Origin of the sequence: Caballeronia sp. GAFFF1 (assembly GCF_023630705.1) — a bacterium.
GTDB lineage: Bacteria > Pseudomonadota > Gammaproteobacteria > Burkholderiales > Burkholderiaceae > Caballeronia.
In genome coordinates, this window is sequence record NZ_JALQEM010000020.1 from 69,787 (window position 1) to 84,769 (window position 14,983).

Sequence of the window (14,983 nt, forward strand, 5' to 3'; positions counted from 1 at the left end):
GCGTATGTCATAGTCAAACGGCGCCCTATGGCACGACATCGCCAGCCAAACGGATGGGGAAGACTGTATCTGGATATTTGCCAGGGCTTACGCCCCAAGACCTGCTTCCTCGACATGGTTCGGCACGCCACCTGCGTGCCATAGTGCGGTGCCTGCCACCGCTTGTAGTGGGTTGAGGGAACGGCAAAGTCCCATCAGCCAGACTTTACCCTGTTAAGACTATCTTTCTAGAGAAAGATAGAACAGCCTTCCCCGACGGGCCGCCGAGCCTTACCAGTCAAGCGATTCTTGCATTAGTCGCGTTCACGTGATGCCGGGATGTTGTGCGCTTGATGCCGGCGGCATTATATGAACGCGAGCATCGCACAGGCCAACCATTTTTGAACGGCTCGCGCCGTTCCAATGTTCTGGCAGCCAAGGCAAGACGTTTTCCCGCCAGTCACGGCCAGCGAGGAGCCCTGCTACGCAGGCCAGACCCTTACCCGTCGTGGTTATCATCAGGAAAACAGAACAATCCCTCTCGACAAGCTCACCAAAGCGGACCGGACAAGGGTCTCCTCGCTTTCGCCGCGTTCATATGATGCCGGGATTCGGTGCGCTTGACGCCCGGGGACTCATACGAACGACCAACTTAACCGCGACAGCATCGGACAGCACGTCCTCACCGCGAACTAGGCGCAGCCACCGACCGACGACTTGTGCCAACGACAGACGATTCTCTCGTGTCCGGGTGCCAACCCGGTTCTGAATATCCCGCGACGCGCCGCGTCTGTTAGTCGCCACGGAACGTCGGTTTCTTGAAGGTCGAGCCAGTGTAGGTCGAACGAAGGCGAGCAGTGGAACCCGTTGCCTGCCATTGGCAGGCGCAATCTGCGTTTGAGTCTCAAGTCGGGCGCGTTTAAGTCGGGTGAATACACATCGGGCCACGTGATGGCGACCGGACATGAAGACGGCGTTTTCGGCCCCTCCTGCTCCGGAGAACCTATCTTTTGGAGCGTATTCATGCCGTATTTGCTGTACCTACAAGAATTAGCCGAACTGCTCGGACGTAGCCACGGGACGATTAAGAAGGATTTAAGACGCAACCCCATGGCGGTACCGCCCCAGGCACATGTCCCCGGCGCACGTCTGCTGCGCTGGCGCCGGGCGGATGTCGAGTCGTTGTTTGCTGGATTCATGGTCGGAGGTGGCGAATGAACTCCTTCCCCGCCCTTAAACTCAATATCCGGCATGTCCTGACGACACCGCCGCCTGCGTTGAACCACGTCCTGCCCGGGTTGCTGGCGGGCACCGTGGGCGCACTGATTGCACCGGGCGGCGTGGGCAAGACCATGCTACTGACGCAAATCGGCTGTGCGATTGCCGCCGGACTGCCGATTCTTGGTGGAGCGCTAACCGGTTCCAATGTTGCGCCCGGCAAGGTTGTGCTATTGCTCGCCGAAGAGCCCGCAGGAGTCTTACATCACCGGCTGCACGGTGTCACCGAACAACTGAAGCAGTCCATGGCGCCCCCGAGCCACGACAAGCTGCAAGACCTCCTCACGCATTTGGATGGCAACCTGGACATTTATCCGCTGAGCGGGCGCGGGTCATTGGCCCGCTTCGGCGACGGCGCGGAGGAATACCGGCAACTGGTTGCGCTGTGCAAAGGTGCGCGCCTTGTCATTTTTGACCCTTTGCGACGCTTTCACGACAGTGACGAGAACGATACGGCGGCGATGACTGCCATCGTCAGCAAGTTCGAACGGCTCGCGCATGACACCGGCGCCGCAGTCGTTATCGCGCACCACGCCAACCGGATGTCGATGACAACCGGCGGCGGGGAGCATGCCTACGCGTCCCGAGGCTGTACAGCGCTGACGGATGGGGTACGCTGGCAGGCGAACCTTTCCCCCGTGTCGGAGGTGTTAGCCAGCGAGTTCCGCATTCCCAAATCCGAACTCCGTCAGTGTGTGCGACTGGACACCCCCAAAACCAACTACGTTGGTACTTTCGAGACGGTTGTGCTGCGCAAAGCTCAGCACTCGGGAGCCATGACGCTGTGGCAGCCCGAGGGCACACCGAAGCAGTCTTCGGCGCCACGAAAGACACGCACGTCGGGGACAACGCGATGACGCTACCAGTTCGAGACAAGCGCATCGTGCGATATGACCCGATGTTGCCGAGTACTGGACTGTTCGGCTCGGTAGGCAATGGGAACCGGCCAAAGCTGGATGTCAAATGTGCTTTCGGCGGTGTCGTTTGGCGTCTGCGCGGGCCTGACCGCCTTGGAATTCCCGAGCAGACCCTGCTGCTCGTACTTCTCGAATTGGCAGAAGAACAGTATGGCCAGGCGCAGCAAAAAATTGACGACTGGGCCCCCATCGAAACGGCGCTCTATCGCGAACCGGACGCGCATCCTCTTACCGCATTTCACCGGCAAGGTCCGCCTGCTCTAGCCACGCTGTGTGTCAGCTACGCAGAGCTGGCGCAACGCTGCGGACGCACGGCTGAGGGCGGCAGCGCTGCAAAGCAGATTCGCCGTGAGCTCATGCGAATGAGCGAGGTGACCATCTGGGCGGTGATGGGAAACCAGGAGTTCAGCTCGCGGCTGCTCCACTGGCGCCTGGGCGACGGACACGGCGCGCAGGTTATATTGAATGCGCGACTGACCGAGATTCTCATCGGCCGGCAATATTCGCCCGTTTCTCTGCAAGAGCGCCTGGACCTCAAATCGGATATTGCACGCGCATTGCATTGCGCCCTGTCGGTCCGAATCCGCCAAAAAAAGACCATGTGTTTCAAGCTCGATACACTCGCTCCCTATGTCTGGTGCGAACCGGACGTGGCCGATGCGACAGTTCGTCGGCGGCGCCAACAGTTGCGTGCCGCGTTGTGCGAACTCGACGGATTGCGCGGATGGTCAGTCCGAACGAGGTCAGGAGAGCCGTTGGAGCGGGCCGATAGCGTTCGTATCTGCCGCAAAGCGACCACGCCTGGAGGCCCGGGGCCGGCTCTTTCTCAGCGCAAGCCTACCGTGCAACAGTTGCCGAAGCCTGTCGCAAAGCCAGGCGACAAGAAACCGCAAACCATTGCGGATGTTTCGTCGCTCTTTGCATGAGTCGAACCGCCCTGTATGGGGTCGCAGCTTTCGGCAGTTCCTGCCGGCGGTTCCCGTCGTATGTCGACCTCGAGTCGATTAGCGGCGTACGCGCGTCGCAAGCGCCTTGAATATGGCGACTACTACTGACCTGATGGTTACGTCATGGTACGTGTCCGCCGTATTTACTGACTCTCCTTCGCGCGCCGGCAGGCCTCGAATGACCCTGAACCTTCGACGCGCCCACGCGCGCCGTGCCGCCCGGGCGAATGCCCTTTCAGCTTCTTGAGGCGTATCTGCGGTGATTTCTGATTCGTGGCCATCGATGTACCCGGACAGCTCATAACCCGATGGCCGTTGCGTGAGCCATGCAACATAGCCCCAGGAAAAGACTTCGGTTGCCATTGTTCGTTACCTGGTGTTCTTCACGCGGGAAAAGGCCGCCACGACAAGACGTACAACCTCGACGATGTTGTCTGCGCCGGCAACCGGAACTTCTTCCAACTCCTGCCGGAGGTCGCGGGTATGAATGAGCACACGTGCTACTTTGTCGACAATGCTCACATCCAACCGTGCCTCCTCCACGTGATTGGAATCTCCCGCCTCTCTACGCACAACAAGGACTGTAGCCGCGCCCGCACTCGGATAGGGGCTCGGCGGTGTAATGTATCCGCCAGATTCCATCGCCTCCAACGCGCGTCTCCACAGGTCAGCCCTCGGGTCAGTTTCACAGACTGCCACGTATGTCGGCTCGGGTTCTCCGAGCTCACAGAGGCCAGCGTAAATTTGCACGGAAGTACGCGACCATTCGGCGGCCCAGGCGTGCGCCATTTCGCGCAACCAGCGATAGTTCTTTTCGTCAGCTAGCGCCTCAAGCGGCGTGACATCGCCGAGGTTGCCTTGCTTTGAAGACAGGTAGTCAAGCCGACACGCTGGTGGGGCGGGAACGAGAATCCGGCAGATGGACTGCAAGCGTTTCCGGTCGACGCAGGGGTCCGCAAGTAGGGAGGGAAAATACTCGACACCATCGACGGCTATCGAGAAGGCGCTCCCGACCGCGACCATCTGTGCGACGCGCCGGCCACCTACACCCAGTCGCTCGCAGAACTCGTTTAACGTCAGCAGCTGTTTTGTTCGCACCATTTCACGACGTGCGGTTTGCGCCTGTCGGTGGATTTCCTCGCGAAACGTCATGTTTCCCTCCTGCGTCCGATTCAGGGACGCGAATATTCGCTTGACCGGACGGTCAGCAACGAACACTCAGACCATCGGCTGCTCGCCAAATCGCTCAACCAAGCGCAATTGGAACAATTCAATGGCGGCCGGGTCTCCCGTTCCAGACTCCGTCTGGCAGTGAATCAGGCGGTCGTGGTAACCGAGAACTCCATCGCGCCGGTCGTCCACGGCAAGCCATGACGCGATGTTGTGACGGCGCGCGTAGCGAAGAATCTGCACACCTCGATGACGGGTCCGCCATAACGCCGCCTCCTCGAGTTCTACCTCGTAGGTAGCGCCGGTCACGCGTCGGCGCAGACCTTCCACGCGAATCGAATCGCGTGCATGCTCAAAGCAGAGACACCAGTCGGTTGAGAGGACGGTTCCGATTTTCGAATACGACTCAAGCAGCTCGGGTAACGTCGGCGCAAAGTCGAACAGCTCAATCGTGCCAGGCGCGCTGCTTACAATGCCATGTGCAGTAACGTAGGTATCGCCTGGATTCAGTACGCCGTCGTAGTCGAGAAAAAGCACCTGTCGCATGTCAGGCCCTAGTCGCATCTGAGAACGACCGGAGCTTTTCGCGCAGCTCCTGCTCGGTCCGCTGCAGGCTCAGGCGAAACTCACGGTCGCACAGTACAAGATGGTGGACCGCAGCATCTTCGGTATGCATTCTTACCAGCCAAGTAGTTGCTGAACTCGCGCCATAACCCAACGCTGTTCCGCCGCCGACAAATCCCAGAGGCCGGTCGTCACTTTTCGTTCGACCCCTTCGCGTGTGCGTGCAAGATTGAACTTCCGCGTCCACGACGGGTTTTCCGATTCCTTGCGTGTGCAGTACGACGCAAGCTGCTCAGCTAAATCGTCGCATGCTTTATATCGCTCGAGCAGTTCTTCCTCAGTCAGCCCGGCATAGCATTTGCCGTCTATCAACCTGATGGCGAGTTTCGGATTTGCACCAGCCAACAAGGCGCGGAACAATTCACGCGGGAAATCGGCCGGAACTTTCTCGTCGGGGCACACGTTATCCTCCTACGTCTGTGATTCGCTACCAGGGTCCGCCGAAGCAAAGGAACGTCTGGTTCGGGCACCGACGAGCGCCAGTCGTCCGATGTCGGCCATTCGAACAAGACCGCCCCTTCTGGAACCGTTCGGCAATTAAGCGCCCCCGACAATATCGACGCCGGTCAACGTCGTGAAAAGAGATGACGACCTGGTACCCATGGCCTTCGCCAGGTCGGCAAGGGGAACGTAGGTTTGCCGAAACCCGAGCAGGTATTGAGGTGACACAACACGACAGGGTTGCCCGCGCAGCATGGTTTACTGAGACTCCAGCAAGCCAACGTTTTTCCAGTGAGCGATGCTCTCTCACTTCCAGCCGGCGGATTTCGCCAGCTGCTGAACCGACATGCCCGACTCGAGCAGGGGTGTACCAAAATATTCGGATATATACGCAAGAAACTCATCTGGCCGATATGACGACCGCGAACGACCACAACGATTTCGCCGGAAGTGCTTTGCAGGGTCGAGGCCGAGCGCCCCATCAAACTTTTTGGCGGCTACCTTGATGTCGATTTTCATATAAGGCTCGAATGCGCTGCCTTTGCAAATCTCGTTCCGGTTTAAATACCACTGACCTCGCAGAGTATTCAGCGTACAAGCTCCAGGTCGAGTTCATACGTACCGTGGGAATCGTACACGCGCCCTCCGCAGTTCGCGATTAGCAAAGCGTCATATCCGGCTCCCCGAGAGATACAAACTACTAATTGCAAGACGGGCGAAGAAAGCGGGGCTTATCGCCCCGCGAATCATTTACTACCTCCCGCTTACCTCCAGCACTGAGACGTGCCATTGCGTTGGGCGTGCGGCACCGGTTTCTACCCCGATGACGAACACCGTTTCCTCCTCGAACACCGGCGCTGTTTGCGAGACAAGGGCCACGACAGCTCCGGCACAGACGACTATTTTCCAGACGGACACGAATCGTGCTGGCCGGTCAACGAGCGTGATGCTCGTAAACACCCGCGACAGTACGGCCCGCGTCAATTCCACCGGTGCGTCAGCAGAAAAAAGCATCGGAATAGCATCGAGAGGACTAGCTTCTAGTTGCTTCCTGATGCTTTCGAAATCTAGCGACGCCGAATACGCGGTCAGTTGCGCCAGCTCATCCGCAAGTTGCTTGCGCTCGTCCCGCTGCTGCCTGTAGGCTTTTTCGAGAAAGTCGTCGTCGTCAGCCTCGAGTCGCCGCATTCTCTGCGCAAGACTGTCAAGCTGCCTTTCCGCGCGCGCTACTGCCAACTTCAGTTCGGCAATCCGGCTTTCATGCCCTCCGTGCAGTTTCGCTTCGAGCCGCCGCCTGAATTCCTGCACACGCCCATCGTCGAACATGAAGTTGAGCACATGCAAAAGTGCCCGTTCCAGCCCCTCCAAGGCGACGTAACTAACATGTTTCGGTGCGTCCGCCTTGGCAACTCGCCGCTGTTGTGCGCACTTGGCGCAATGCAGAGCTGGAGAAGAGCCGCCGGTCCTAACACTCATCGTCCCCAGACATATGCCACAGCTGACAAGACCGGCAAGCACATGCCTCCCACCACCACGAAATGGCCGCGAACTGGATTTCGCGTTGCACGCGTGCCATACCCTGTCCTCGACAATCCGCAGTGCCGGCCGCTGATATTCAACCGGCTCAAGCTTCCGCTTCTCCTTTATGGCCTTGGCCTTGCTAAAAGCGCTGCCGTTATAGACAAATAGGCCCCGATAGATGGTGTTACCCAGAAGCTGAAGCACGGTAGCGGGACGCCAGTATCCCCTTTCTTCGAGACGTGGAGGCCGTGGACACGCCACGCCTTCGCGATTCAGGCGTTCGGCGATGGCGTTCAGTGAGTATCCCTGGAAACGCATCTGAAAAATTTCTTTCACCCACTTCGCCGTTTCCGGTTCGACCTCCCAAGTCGTGCCACCCTCGTTGTTTTTGTCACCCAGCTTGACCGCGCGATAGCCAAACGGCGCTTTCGCTATCATGAAGCCGCGTTCGAGCTGACCTTGCATGCCTCGCACGACCCGGTGACTCGTCTCCCGCACGAAATGTGCGGCCATCAGCCCCGAGATGCCGAATTGCAATTGCCAGCCGGGAATCGAAGTATCGAGCCCGTCGCACGCGATGAGGCGCACGTGCGTGCGTTCAATACGCTGCTCGAGATAGGCGAACTCCAGGCTCGCACGAGCAAGACGAGCCAGCTCGTCGACGACGATTGCCTCGAATTCGCCCCTCTCCCATGCTGCGATGAACCGGTTGTATGCTGTCCGCTTCGCCAGTCCTTTAGCTTGCCCTGTTATTGCGGCGTCGACGTAAATGTGCTCGTCCGCAACGGTAAAACCTAGCTCCGCCGCTTTCTGTTTGGCACGACGCACCTGGTCGTCGATAGATGTCGGGCGTTGCTCTTGGTCTGAGTATCTTGCATAGATTGATGCTGGCCGCATGTGTTCCCCTGTGAGTTGGTCGCTGCGGCGAGCTCGACCAAAAGGTCAAGCAACTCAGAAATCGGGCCTGGTATATCCATTGAATATGTCCTTTACTTGCCTCAGCCCAATGTATAGCGAACGGGAAAGTGAACCTTCATAGAATCGCGTATTTACGAGCGTGAAAGGCATGGAGCCGGCTTCCGTGCCTCATACACCGGTTACACTGGCGCCCTAAAAAATAAAACGGACTCACTCGATGGATTCGACGCCAACGCTACTTCCCGATGAGCCGTCGTTAGTGGACGACCTCGGAGGAGCGCACGAAAAAATCGCGGAAACTATAGCGACCCTTGTCCGAACATCGCCCGGGGGCAGAACCATTCGACTCGACGGTACATGGGGTTCGGGTAAGTCGACTGTAATCAGGATGATTGCCCACCGACTCGAGAACACCTTGGCCAGCGATAGCGAAGACGGCAGGACGGTCGCGAGCGATTTCGCCGTTTTTCAGTACGACGCCTGGGTTCACTCGGGCGACCCCTTGCGTCGCGCGTTCCTTTCTGCGCTCGTGACAACCACATTCAAGAAAGGTTGGCTGAAGCAGTCGGATGGTCCAGCCGGTTACGCATTTTGGTCGAAGCGACTCGAGAAATTAAGCCGCAAGCTCAAGACGACTTCACGGAAAACAACGCCCGTCTTCTCGACTATGGCCAAGGTCGTCCTCTCAGGCCTGATGGCGCTCGGCGTGGTTGCGCCGATGGCCGCTGAACTCGAGCATAAGCTCACAGAGAAGCTTGGTAGTCTGGCGCTTTCCGCGCTTGTCCTGACAGTAGGCTTTGTCGCTTTCGGATTGATTCATTGGCTGACTGATGAAACCATGGGATTCGTCGTCCGCCGAGCTTCCGATGAGGAAACGGTAGAGACTCGCGACGAACCGGAGCCCACTTCTATCGAGTTTCAGGAAGCGTTTGGCGAACTCATGGAATCGGTCCTTTCGACGCCAGCGAGGCGGCTGCTCATAGTGATAGATAACCTAGACCGCATTGACCATTCGGAAACGCAGGCGGTCTGGTCGCTGTTGCGTTCGTTTCTCGACAATCCCAGTTTCAGTAGCCAGCCATGGTTTCACAGACTATGGGTAATCGTTCCAGTGGCAGAAGAAAGGAACGTCCTCGCCCAGGCTTCGTCTCTTGAACCCAGCATGACCGGTAGCAATCGCTCGTCGATGCCATCGTTCCTTGAGAAAGTCTTTCAGGTACGATTCTCCGTGCCGCCCCCGATGCTCCATTCATGGAAAAATTTCTTCAGCGCAAAACTAAACAGCACGTTCGGCACCGACTTAACGGGCGACTATGACGAAATCCTGCGCCTCTACGAAGACGAGGACTTGCGCCCAGGCGGCCCATTGACGCCACGCGGGATGGTGTCCTTCATCAACGAGTTGGTCGTCCTTCGGCTCGAATGGCAAGACGAGGTATCTTTATCCTGTCTTGCAGCCTATTTGCTCTCCAGACCGAAGCTCTCAGACATCAGCTGCAATCCGCCTGCGGCAGTGACTCGAATACTGAAGGAACCGAATCTCGTGGACACGTTCTCCATGCTTCACCTTCGTGCGAGCACCCGAAAAGAAGCGTCCTATCTTTCGTTACGGCCCAAGCTAGAGCAGGCGTTAGATAGCGCTGACACACAAGCGCTGGGGCAACTCTCCCATGAAAGTCCCGCATTCGAATATGTTCTCGACCGTTTTGTTCGAGAGGACCTCAGAAGCCTCGACGCGCAACAAGAGCGACTGCTCCAGGCGCTAAGAGCCTTGGGCCCCCTCGTTTTACCGATGGTCAGTAACGGCGAACAGCGCCCCCTCGCCGCCGGGACCGTGGCTCACTTGCAAACGGTTGCCTTCTCAACAATGTCGGCCGGTGGCAGTCTGCGACTTCTGAATGCCAAGCTCGTTCCGGGTCTATCCGCCTTCCTGGATATTGTCGCTGACCGGTCTGCGGGTGCGCGCCTGATTGTCGAAATGGTTCGAAACATTCATAGGCTGAATAAGGCCGACACCTCGCATTTCGACAAGCAAATCGCACAAGATTGGGACGCGTGGGCGTCGACACTGGGTGACGTGTTGTCAATGCCAGACGTAAAGTCTGTAATCGAAGCAACCGGGTTCACACCGATTACGCTTCCAATCGGTCCCGCACTGTGGGCTAATCTGTGCCGCGACTTCAGCGCTCTAGCGCGCAGCTGGATATTGGACCGATGCGAATGCGGCGACGGTCCGTCGAGCCGACTAGACTGGCTAAAGGAGCAGTTCACCTCGACTGAGCCTGGCGCCCCGCACATTGCAGCCCTGGAACAAGCGATAAGAAGCGGCGATATCACCTGGTTCGAAGCCGTAGCAGAGGCTGTGCGTCAGCGGTTGACAACGACGATGAACCACAGCGTCGAGTATGTTTGCAACGTCGCTGTTACCCTGCTTCGCATCGACCGACTTCGTTGGAAGCCTTACCTCCTCGAACTCGCTGACGACGGAACACTGCTACAGTATTTTGGGCTTGCCGCAGGTGCGTCAAACTCGGACGAGAACTTGGCGACGCTCGCATTTCTGATACTGTTTGCGACGAATGGCAGTCCGAAGGTGGTCATGTCAGGTACCGAGGCGGATAAGCCCAAGGCACTCGATGGCCTAGATATATTAAAGAAAACTATTCAAGGTACCGTTGGCTTGAATGGGTCTCAAATTAGGACCTATGCCGAAAAGCTCATAGACCTCGAGCTTTACGATGTGCTTACGCCCCTCACAAATCAGCAGAATGCATCGGGACTCGCTGCCTCGCTCGTATTCACGCTCGGCCACAGCAAAAGGTTCTTCAGTCATATCGCAGCGCAGGGGCACGTGAAGACCGAAGCCATAGCCTTTGCGGGAAAATACATACATAGCGAGTCCTTGCGCAAGCAGTTTGTCGACGCGCTCTTGCAAAGGGCAGTTTCCACGACTCCCGCCATGCCCCAGATTCCTGAAAACAAATAGTTCCCTGCGGGTGGTTACGTTGGGAAGACGAACGCGCAGATGACGCGCTCATCTTCGTGAGACTATTCGACCGGCTCAAGCTTCCGCTTCTCCTTCCTAGCCATTGCCTTGCTATACGCGCTGCCGTTATAGATGAATGAGCCACGATAGATGGTGTTGGCCAGAAGCTGAAGCACGGTGGCGGGACGCCAGTATCCCCTCTCCTCGTGGCGTGGGGGCCGTGGACACGCCACGCCTTGGGATTGTTGAAAATGGATGAGACGCGTCGCCGTAGCGATTACCAGAAATCAACCGTACTCGGGTTGATATAGGTTGCAGTTCCCGTTGAAAGAGTTCGGTCGCCCACTGCAAAGCGTAGCTGAGTATTGACGAACGATAGGCTACCAAAGTCCGGGGAACCAATGGCGCGTAGGGTTGAGCCACAATCGCGACGTACATCACCTAGCTCGGAACACGTTTTCACGATGGAATGCAAGGTACGGCCTGTGTGACGGCGCGATATCCGCGAGCCGCCACTGTGACCGAAAGCCAATCTGTGAAAGCGCGACAGCGTGCAACTGGTTACTTACCAGCAAATCCCCGGTGTCGGTAAACGTAATCCATCCGCCATCGAACAACGCATCAAGGTGCGGCGCCAACAACAATCCGTTGAATACGTCCAGCCGCTCATCATCGGTTTCGCAGTCGGCCCACGGTTTGATATGCGACGCCCTGAGGAGCGGCACCACGTCAAGGCCGGTCACAGCGCACCGGCCTTGCCAGTACTCAATGAGGGCGTTGCGAAAGATGCCTTGCCCGACCCGCTCCACGACGAGCCTTTCAGCTTCCGTCGACGCAGGTAGATTTCGTGTCGCAGCTTTGAACTGCGCAGGACCGTCCGAGGCAAAGAGTCGAAAAATCGTTGCCGCGCGAAACAGCAGACGATGCAAAGCATCGTAGCCGTCGATGTCGTTCACTTCGGCAGCCCAGGGCCCCGCCCGGAAGACCGCCGCGTATGAACAGTCCGCAGCCGCTTTCTGTCCCAATTCCGCGTCTGAAAATCCGACACGATAGCTTTCTCCCGACTGCAGAGAGACACCCAAGCGATACGTAAAAGAGGTTGAACGAAAAATCAGCCAGTTGCCCTCGTACAAGGTCGTCAAGTCGAAGCCCGCATCTGCGGCCGCCTTTTCGACGCGGGTCTCGCCTAGCATATCGCGCGGGTCTGCAAACGCCGTGCCGTCCGCCATATTGTTGCCGGCGTACCACCGCAGCAGCGCCCTAAGCGACGACTCGTCGGCAACCACGCAAGAAACCTGATTCGGCGCGGCGAGTTTCGATGGCTGCTGGTCTTTCACTCGCTGCCCATAATATGCATCCCCGCACGGAGCAACGCCAGGCAAAGGCGGTAACTCACATCGCTCAAGCACAATCCGCGTCTGCTGTGCTGGATGGTGTCCCGTCAGCACGTCTGTATCGCCCAACACAATTGCAAATTGCTTGCCGAGAGGTCCCCCAATCGCGAAAAGCTGCGCTTTACTCCTCTTGGGGTCGTCGAACCGATGAATATCGAGCTCCTGCTTCAGGGCACCGTCGATGACCAACAGCGCCTGATTCGCCGGATACTTGCGGTCTTCGCTCATTCGCCGCCCTCATCAGCGAGGCCGGGCAGCTGCATCTGATTTGATGCAAGTGGCATCCGGAGGGTTTCAGCGATTTCTTCCCACCGTGCACGTATCAGCTCGTGCTCATCCCGCGCCAGCGCGGCGTTACGAAGCACGTTCAACGGGTACCAACGTCCGTTCTTCTCCTGATAGAGAACCCGGTCGTATATGTTTCCCGTGTGTGACTTGCGCCACGGTTCATACTTTTCGGAAAGACGCGTAAACGCGTGATTGACGCTATCGAGTGGCGTATCCGAAACCTCGTCGGGAACCTCCACGCGGCTTGTTGCGATGCCCTTCGGTTGATTTCCCTGAACCGTCAACCAAATCCCACCAATGTCATCAGGTCGTTTCTCCCTCTGCTGTGGCGAGGGCTCCCCAATGGTCACCTCAACGAACTGCGTATCGTTTGAGCGCAACGTCTTGAGGTACTCACCCGAGAAGTTCATCGAAGTGCTCGTAAGCAGGTGCTTTTTCAACGCTTCATCCAGAGCGATGTCCGGGCGAACGGTCAGGGCGACCCGCAGTGCAGTTCCGGCGTCCAGTATCTTGTGCTCGGTCTTCCTGTTGAGTAACTCGAGAAACTTTCTGTCGGCAATGGCCTGCCGGTCAATCACGAGCTCGCCTACCGTTCCTTCGCGCGCGGGTACGGCGCCCCCATAGAAAAACTCCCACCGACCGTCAACGAGCTTGACCGGGACGCGCAACGTCGATTTCGCGAAGGCGTCCATCAGGCCCCCGTCAATCGCGCATGTCCGGCGCGGATAACCTGCGCCATCAGCGGACGCCGCGCCTGCAGGAAGCTCTGGTAGTCCATGGTCTCCCATCCCTCGGGCAAGCCATGCCACCGCCTCATATCGATGAGTTCCGCGTCAGAGAATCGTCCAGCATATTTGGGCCAGTATGTCGAAGGTGGAATATCGGAGATAGCGATGTTGTCGTCCCATTCGACGAGCGCGTAGTTGGCAATCTGATTGGTGTCCCGCAGTTCGGTTATCTCAATCTTGTGCAGAAATCGCTTAGGGAACAGATGATGGCGCTCGAGCGGCTTCTTGTTGCCAATCGCTGGCGGGTCAAGCAGGTCGGCTACCTTACTCTTCGAAAATAGCGCCTTCGCGTCGCACAGCACCAGCGCCGCATAGTAGGCGAACAGGCTCGGGCTTCTGCTTGCCGACGTCGACAACTCGAGCGGAAGTGCCTGGGTCCAGAAGTCGTTGGTCAGCGTCGCGACCTCGACGTCAATCAGTACCTTGACGAAGGCGTCAGGGTCGTTGGTCTGCGGAAGCAGCGCGAGGTCCTGTTCGTATCGCGACTCCGGTGAACTTGTGTAGCGGCCAGTCAGCAGCGACATGAACAACCATCGCGCCACCGTCTGCTTCAGCACGAAGGGCTCGACGCCAAATTCCGTACGGCCAATCAGGTACAGTTGATAAGCGAACAGGAGGGCGCCCTCGGAACTGATATAGCGCAAGTTTCGATAGCCGGCGTAACGCACCACGTTCAGAAAGTCCGCCCAGTGCGTCAGGTTGAGCACGCGACCCTGAGCTTCCCGGAGCTTCTCGAACTGCTCCGTCCTTCGCCCGGCGCTGAACTCTCCTGTGCGCAGGTCCTTACCGCGCAGGATGGAATACACGTGCTCCAGACGCCCTCGGCGGAAAGCCACACCGACGTCCACACGCAGGAGCTGGTCAGGCTCTGGTTGGAAAATCGGATTGAGCGGGCTCGCTCCGCCCCCTGGAATCGGCCTGCGTGTACCAATACTGAAGCGTTCGAGGTCAGTTCGACCCGTATCCCAGAACACCGACATCAAAGTAAGAATAAAGTCGGACTGGTTGAGCTTCTTACCCTCACTGTTGATACGCACAAAGACGTCGGCCACCTGCTCCTCGTTGGCACTCTGTGTCAGCTCCAACGCGATAAAGGGGTAGTTGGCCAAACCCGTCAGCCGCTCGATGGCGTTGCTGATGCCATCCTCTTCGTCGTCCGTCACCTCTTTGCCAGCCGCTGCGCGCGCGGCCGATAGGCGTTCAATGTAGTCCCTGATGGTCTTATGCGTGGAGCGCCCGAATACCTCCGAGATGTCGGGAATGAACTCCGGCTTTTTTTCGGTCGTGGCGTCCGGCACGGCGAACGAACCGTCGAGCGGGCTGAACGCAATTCGGATGAATTCATGCTCGAAATTGTCGCGTAGCACCGCCTCCTTGCGCAGGACGGCGTAAAGCGAGGTCAGCCGCTGCTGACCGTCGACGATAAGCAGAGACGGTGCTTTCTGCTTGGCTTCTGCGCCAATGACCTTGCTGCCAGTGTCCTCTGCGCCGGTTTGCCAGAAGAGGAAATACCCGACGGGGTAGCCCTTATACATCGAGTCGAACAGGTCCCGAACCTTGGCGTTGGGCCAGACAAAGGGGCGCTGGATATCAGGCAACCCGATGCGGCCAAGTCCAATGTCGTGGATGAGACCGCCAAGACTGTAGTGGACTTCCTTGAAAAGTGTGTCTGACATTTTGGGCCTTGATGTATTGGGTTATAGCCGTCTCTTTACCGCAAGTTGTGTCACTC

At 57.8% G+C, this 14,983-nt stretch carries 13 protein-coding genes; 4 read left to right on the forward strand and 9 right to left on the reverse strand.

The genetic code is table 11. The features are described from left to right. Nucleotides 1–1,002: 1,002 nt before the first annotated feature. From NCR37_RS11360 to repC, 3 genes are read left to right on the forward strand one after another with little or no spacing between them, the layout of a single operon-like run. Complete coding sequence (locus tag NCR37_RS11360; protein ID WP_250473086.1) at nucleotides 1,003–1,197, forward strand: helix-turn-helix transcriptional regulator; 195 nt, start codon at nucleotides 1,003–1,005, stop codon at nucleotides 1,195–1,197. Continuing rightward, nucleotides 1,194–2,114 carry a helicase RepA family protein gene (locus tag NCR37_RS11365; RefSeq protein WP_250473087.1) on the forward strand — a complete coding sequence of 307 codons (921 nt, stop codon included), beginning with the start codon at nucleotides 1,194–1,196 and terminating at the stop codon, nucleotides 2,112–2,114. The genes NCR37_RS11360 and NCR37_RS11365 overlap by 4 nt, the downstream gene beginning before the upstream one ends. Further along, entirely contained in the window at nucleotides 2,111–3,100 is a 990-nt protein-coding gene (repC, locus tag NCR37_RS11370; protein ID WP_250473088.1) for a replication protein C, IncQ-type, read from the forward strand. The genes NCR37_RS11365 and repC overlap by 4 nt, the downstream gene beginning before the upstream one ends. Before the next feature lie 390 nt (nucleotides 3,101–3,490). On the opposite strand, the gene NCR37_RS11375 is transcribed toward repC, so the two are convergent. From NCR37_RS11375 to NCR37_RS11395, 5 genes are all read right to left on the reverse strand, one after another. Then, nucleotides 3,491–4,273: a hypothetical protein gene (locus NCR37_RS11375; protein WP_250473089.1), complete on the reverse strand. Its 783-nt coding sequence runs from the start codon at nucleotides 4,271–4,273 to the stop codon at nucleotides 3,491–3,493. A gap of 66 nt (nucleotides 4,274–4,339) precedes the next feature. Then, nucleotides 4,340–4,837 (reverse strand): HAD domain-containing protein, encoded by a 498-nt coding sequence (locus NCR37_RS11380; RefSeq protein ID WP_250473090.1) that lies wholly within the window; start codon nucleotides 4,835–4,837, stop codon nucleotides 4,340–4,342. 132 nt (nucleotides 4,838–4,969) lie between these two features. Then, nucleotides 4,970–5,317, reverse strand: coding sequence for a hypothetical protein (locus tag NCR37_RS11385; protein WP_250473091.1), 348 nt, complete (start codon nucleotides 5,315–5,317; stop codon nucleotides 4,970–4,972). Between the two features lie 345 nt (nucleotides 5,318–5,662). Further along, on the reverse strand, nucleotides 5,663–5,875 hold the full coding sequence (locus NCR37_RS11390) for a hypothetical protein (protein ID WP_250473092.1): 213 nt from the start codon (nucleotides 5,873–5,875) through the stop codon (nucleotides 5,663–5,665). Nucleotides 5,876–6,109: 234 nt separating this feature from the next. After that, the gene (locus tag NCR37_RS11395; protein WP_284506847.1) at nucleotides 6,110–7,774 is read right to left on the reverse strand and encodes a recombinase family protein; all 1,665 of its coding nucleotides are present in this window, start codon (nucleotides 7,772–7,774) and stop codon (nucleotides 6,110–6,112) included. Nucleotides 7,775–8,012: 238 nt separating this feature from the next. On the opposite strand from NCR37_RS11395, the gene NCR37_RS11400 reads away from it, so the two are divergent. Then, nucleotides 8,013–10,781 (forward strand): KAP family P-loop NTPase fold protein, encoded by a 2,769-nt coding sequence (locus NCR37_RS11400; protein ID WP_250473094.1) that lies wholly within the window; start codon nucleotides 8,013–8,015, stop codon nucleotides 10,779–10,781. 62 nt (nucleotides 10,782–10,843) lie between these two features. Here the strand turns inward: NCR37_RS11400 and NCR37_RS28520 are convergent, their stop codons facing one another. From NCR37_RS28520 to NCR37_RS11415, 4 genes are all read right to left on the reverse strand, one after another. Further along, entirely contained in the window at nucleotides 10,844–11,014 is a 171-nt protein-coding gene (locus NCR37_RS28520; protein ID WP_350029058.1) for a recombinase family protein, read from the reverse strand. 204 nt (nucleotides 11,015–11,218) lie between these two features. Next, complete coding sequence (locus NCR37_RS11405) at nucleotides 11,219–12,403, reverse strand: HNH endonuclease (protein WP_250473095.1); 1,185 nt, start codon at nucleotides 12,401–12,403, stop codon at nucleotides 11,219–11,221. Then, nucleotides 12,400–13,155: a hypothetical protein gene (locus NCR37_RS11410; RefSeq protein ID WP_250473096.1), complete on the reverse strand. Its 756-nt coding sequence runs from the start codon at nucleotides 13,153–13,155 to the stop codon at nucleotides 12,400–12,402. Before NCR37_RS11410 ends, NCR37_RS11405 begins: the two co-directional genes overlap by 4 nt. Continuing rightward, the gene (locus NCR37_RS11415) at nucleotides 13,155–14,927 is read right to left on the reverse strand and encodes a GmrSD restriction endonuclease domain-containing protein (RefSeq protein ID WP_250473097.1); all 1,773 of its coding nucleotides are present in this window, start codon (nucleotides 14,925–14,927) and stop codon (nucleotides 13,155–13,157) included. The genes NCR37_RS11410 and NCR37_RS11415 overlap by 1 nt, the downstream gene beginning before the upstream one ends. Nucleotides 14,928–14,983 lie beyond the last annotated feature (56 nt).

What these genes read in the sequence shown, in the direction of transcription:
- NCR37_RS11405 (WP_250473095.1), bottom strand. Translation starts at nt 12,403, where the DNA reads ATGAGCGAAGACCGCAAGTATCCGGCGAATCAGGCGCTGTTGGTCATC.
- NCR37_RS11400 (WP_250473094.1), top strand. Translation starts at nt 8,013, where the DNA reads ATGGATTCGACGCCAACGCTACTTCCCGATGAGCCGTCGTTAGTGGAC.
- NCR37_RS11380 (WP_250473090.1), bottom strand. Translation starts at nt 4,837, where the DNA reads ATGCGACAGGTGCTTTTTCTCGACTACGACGGCGTACTGAATCCAGGC.
- NCR37_RS11415 (WP_250473097.1), bottom strand. Translation starts at nt 14,927, where the DNA reads ATGTCAGACACACTTTTCAAGGAAGTCCACTACAGTCTTGGCGGTCTC.
- NCR37_RS11395 (WP_284506847.1), bottom strand. Translation starts at nt 7,774, where the DNA reads ATGCGGCCAGCATCAATCTATGCAAGATACTCAGACCAAGAGCAACGC.
- repC (WP_250473088.1), top strand. Translation starts at nt 2,111, where the DNA reads ATGACGCTACCAGTTCGAGACAAGCGCATCGTGCGATATGACCCGATG.
- NCR37_RS11365 (WP_250473087.1), top strand. Translation starts at nt 1,194, where the DNA reads ATGAACTCCTTCCCCGCCCTTAAACTCAATATCCGGCATGTCCTGACG.
- NCR37_RS11360 (WP_250473086.1), top strand. Translation starts at nt 1,003, where the DNA reads ATGCCGTATTTGCTGTACCTACAAGAATTAGCCGAACTGCTCGGACGT.
- NCR37_RS11375 (WP_250473089.1), bottom strand. Translation starts at nt 4,273, where the DNA reads ATGACGTTTCGCGAGGAAATCCACCGACAGGCGCAAACCGCACGTCGT.
- NCR37_RS11390 (WP_250473092.1), bottom strand. Translation starts at nt 5,875, where the DNA reads ATGAAAATCGACATCAAGGTAGCCGCCAAAAAGTTTGATGGGGCGCTC.
- NCR37_RS11410 (WP_250473096.1), bottom strand. Translation starts at nt 13,155, where the DNA reads ATGGACGCCTTCGCGAAATCGACGTTGCGCGTCCCGGTCAAGCTCGTT.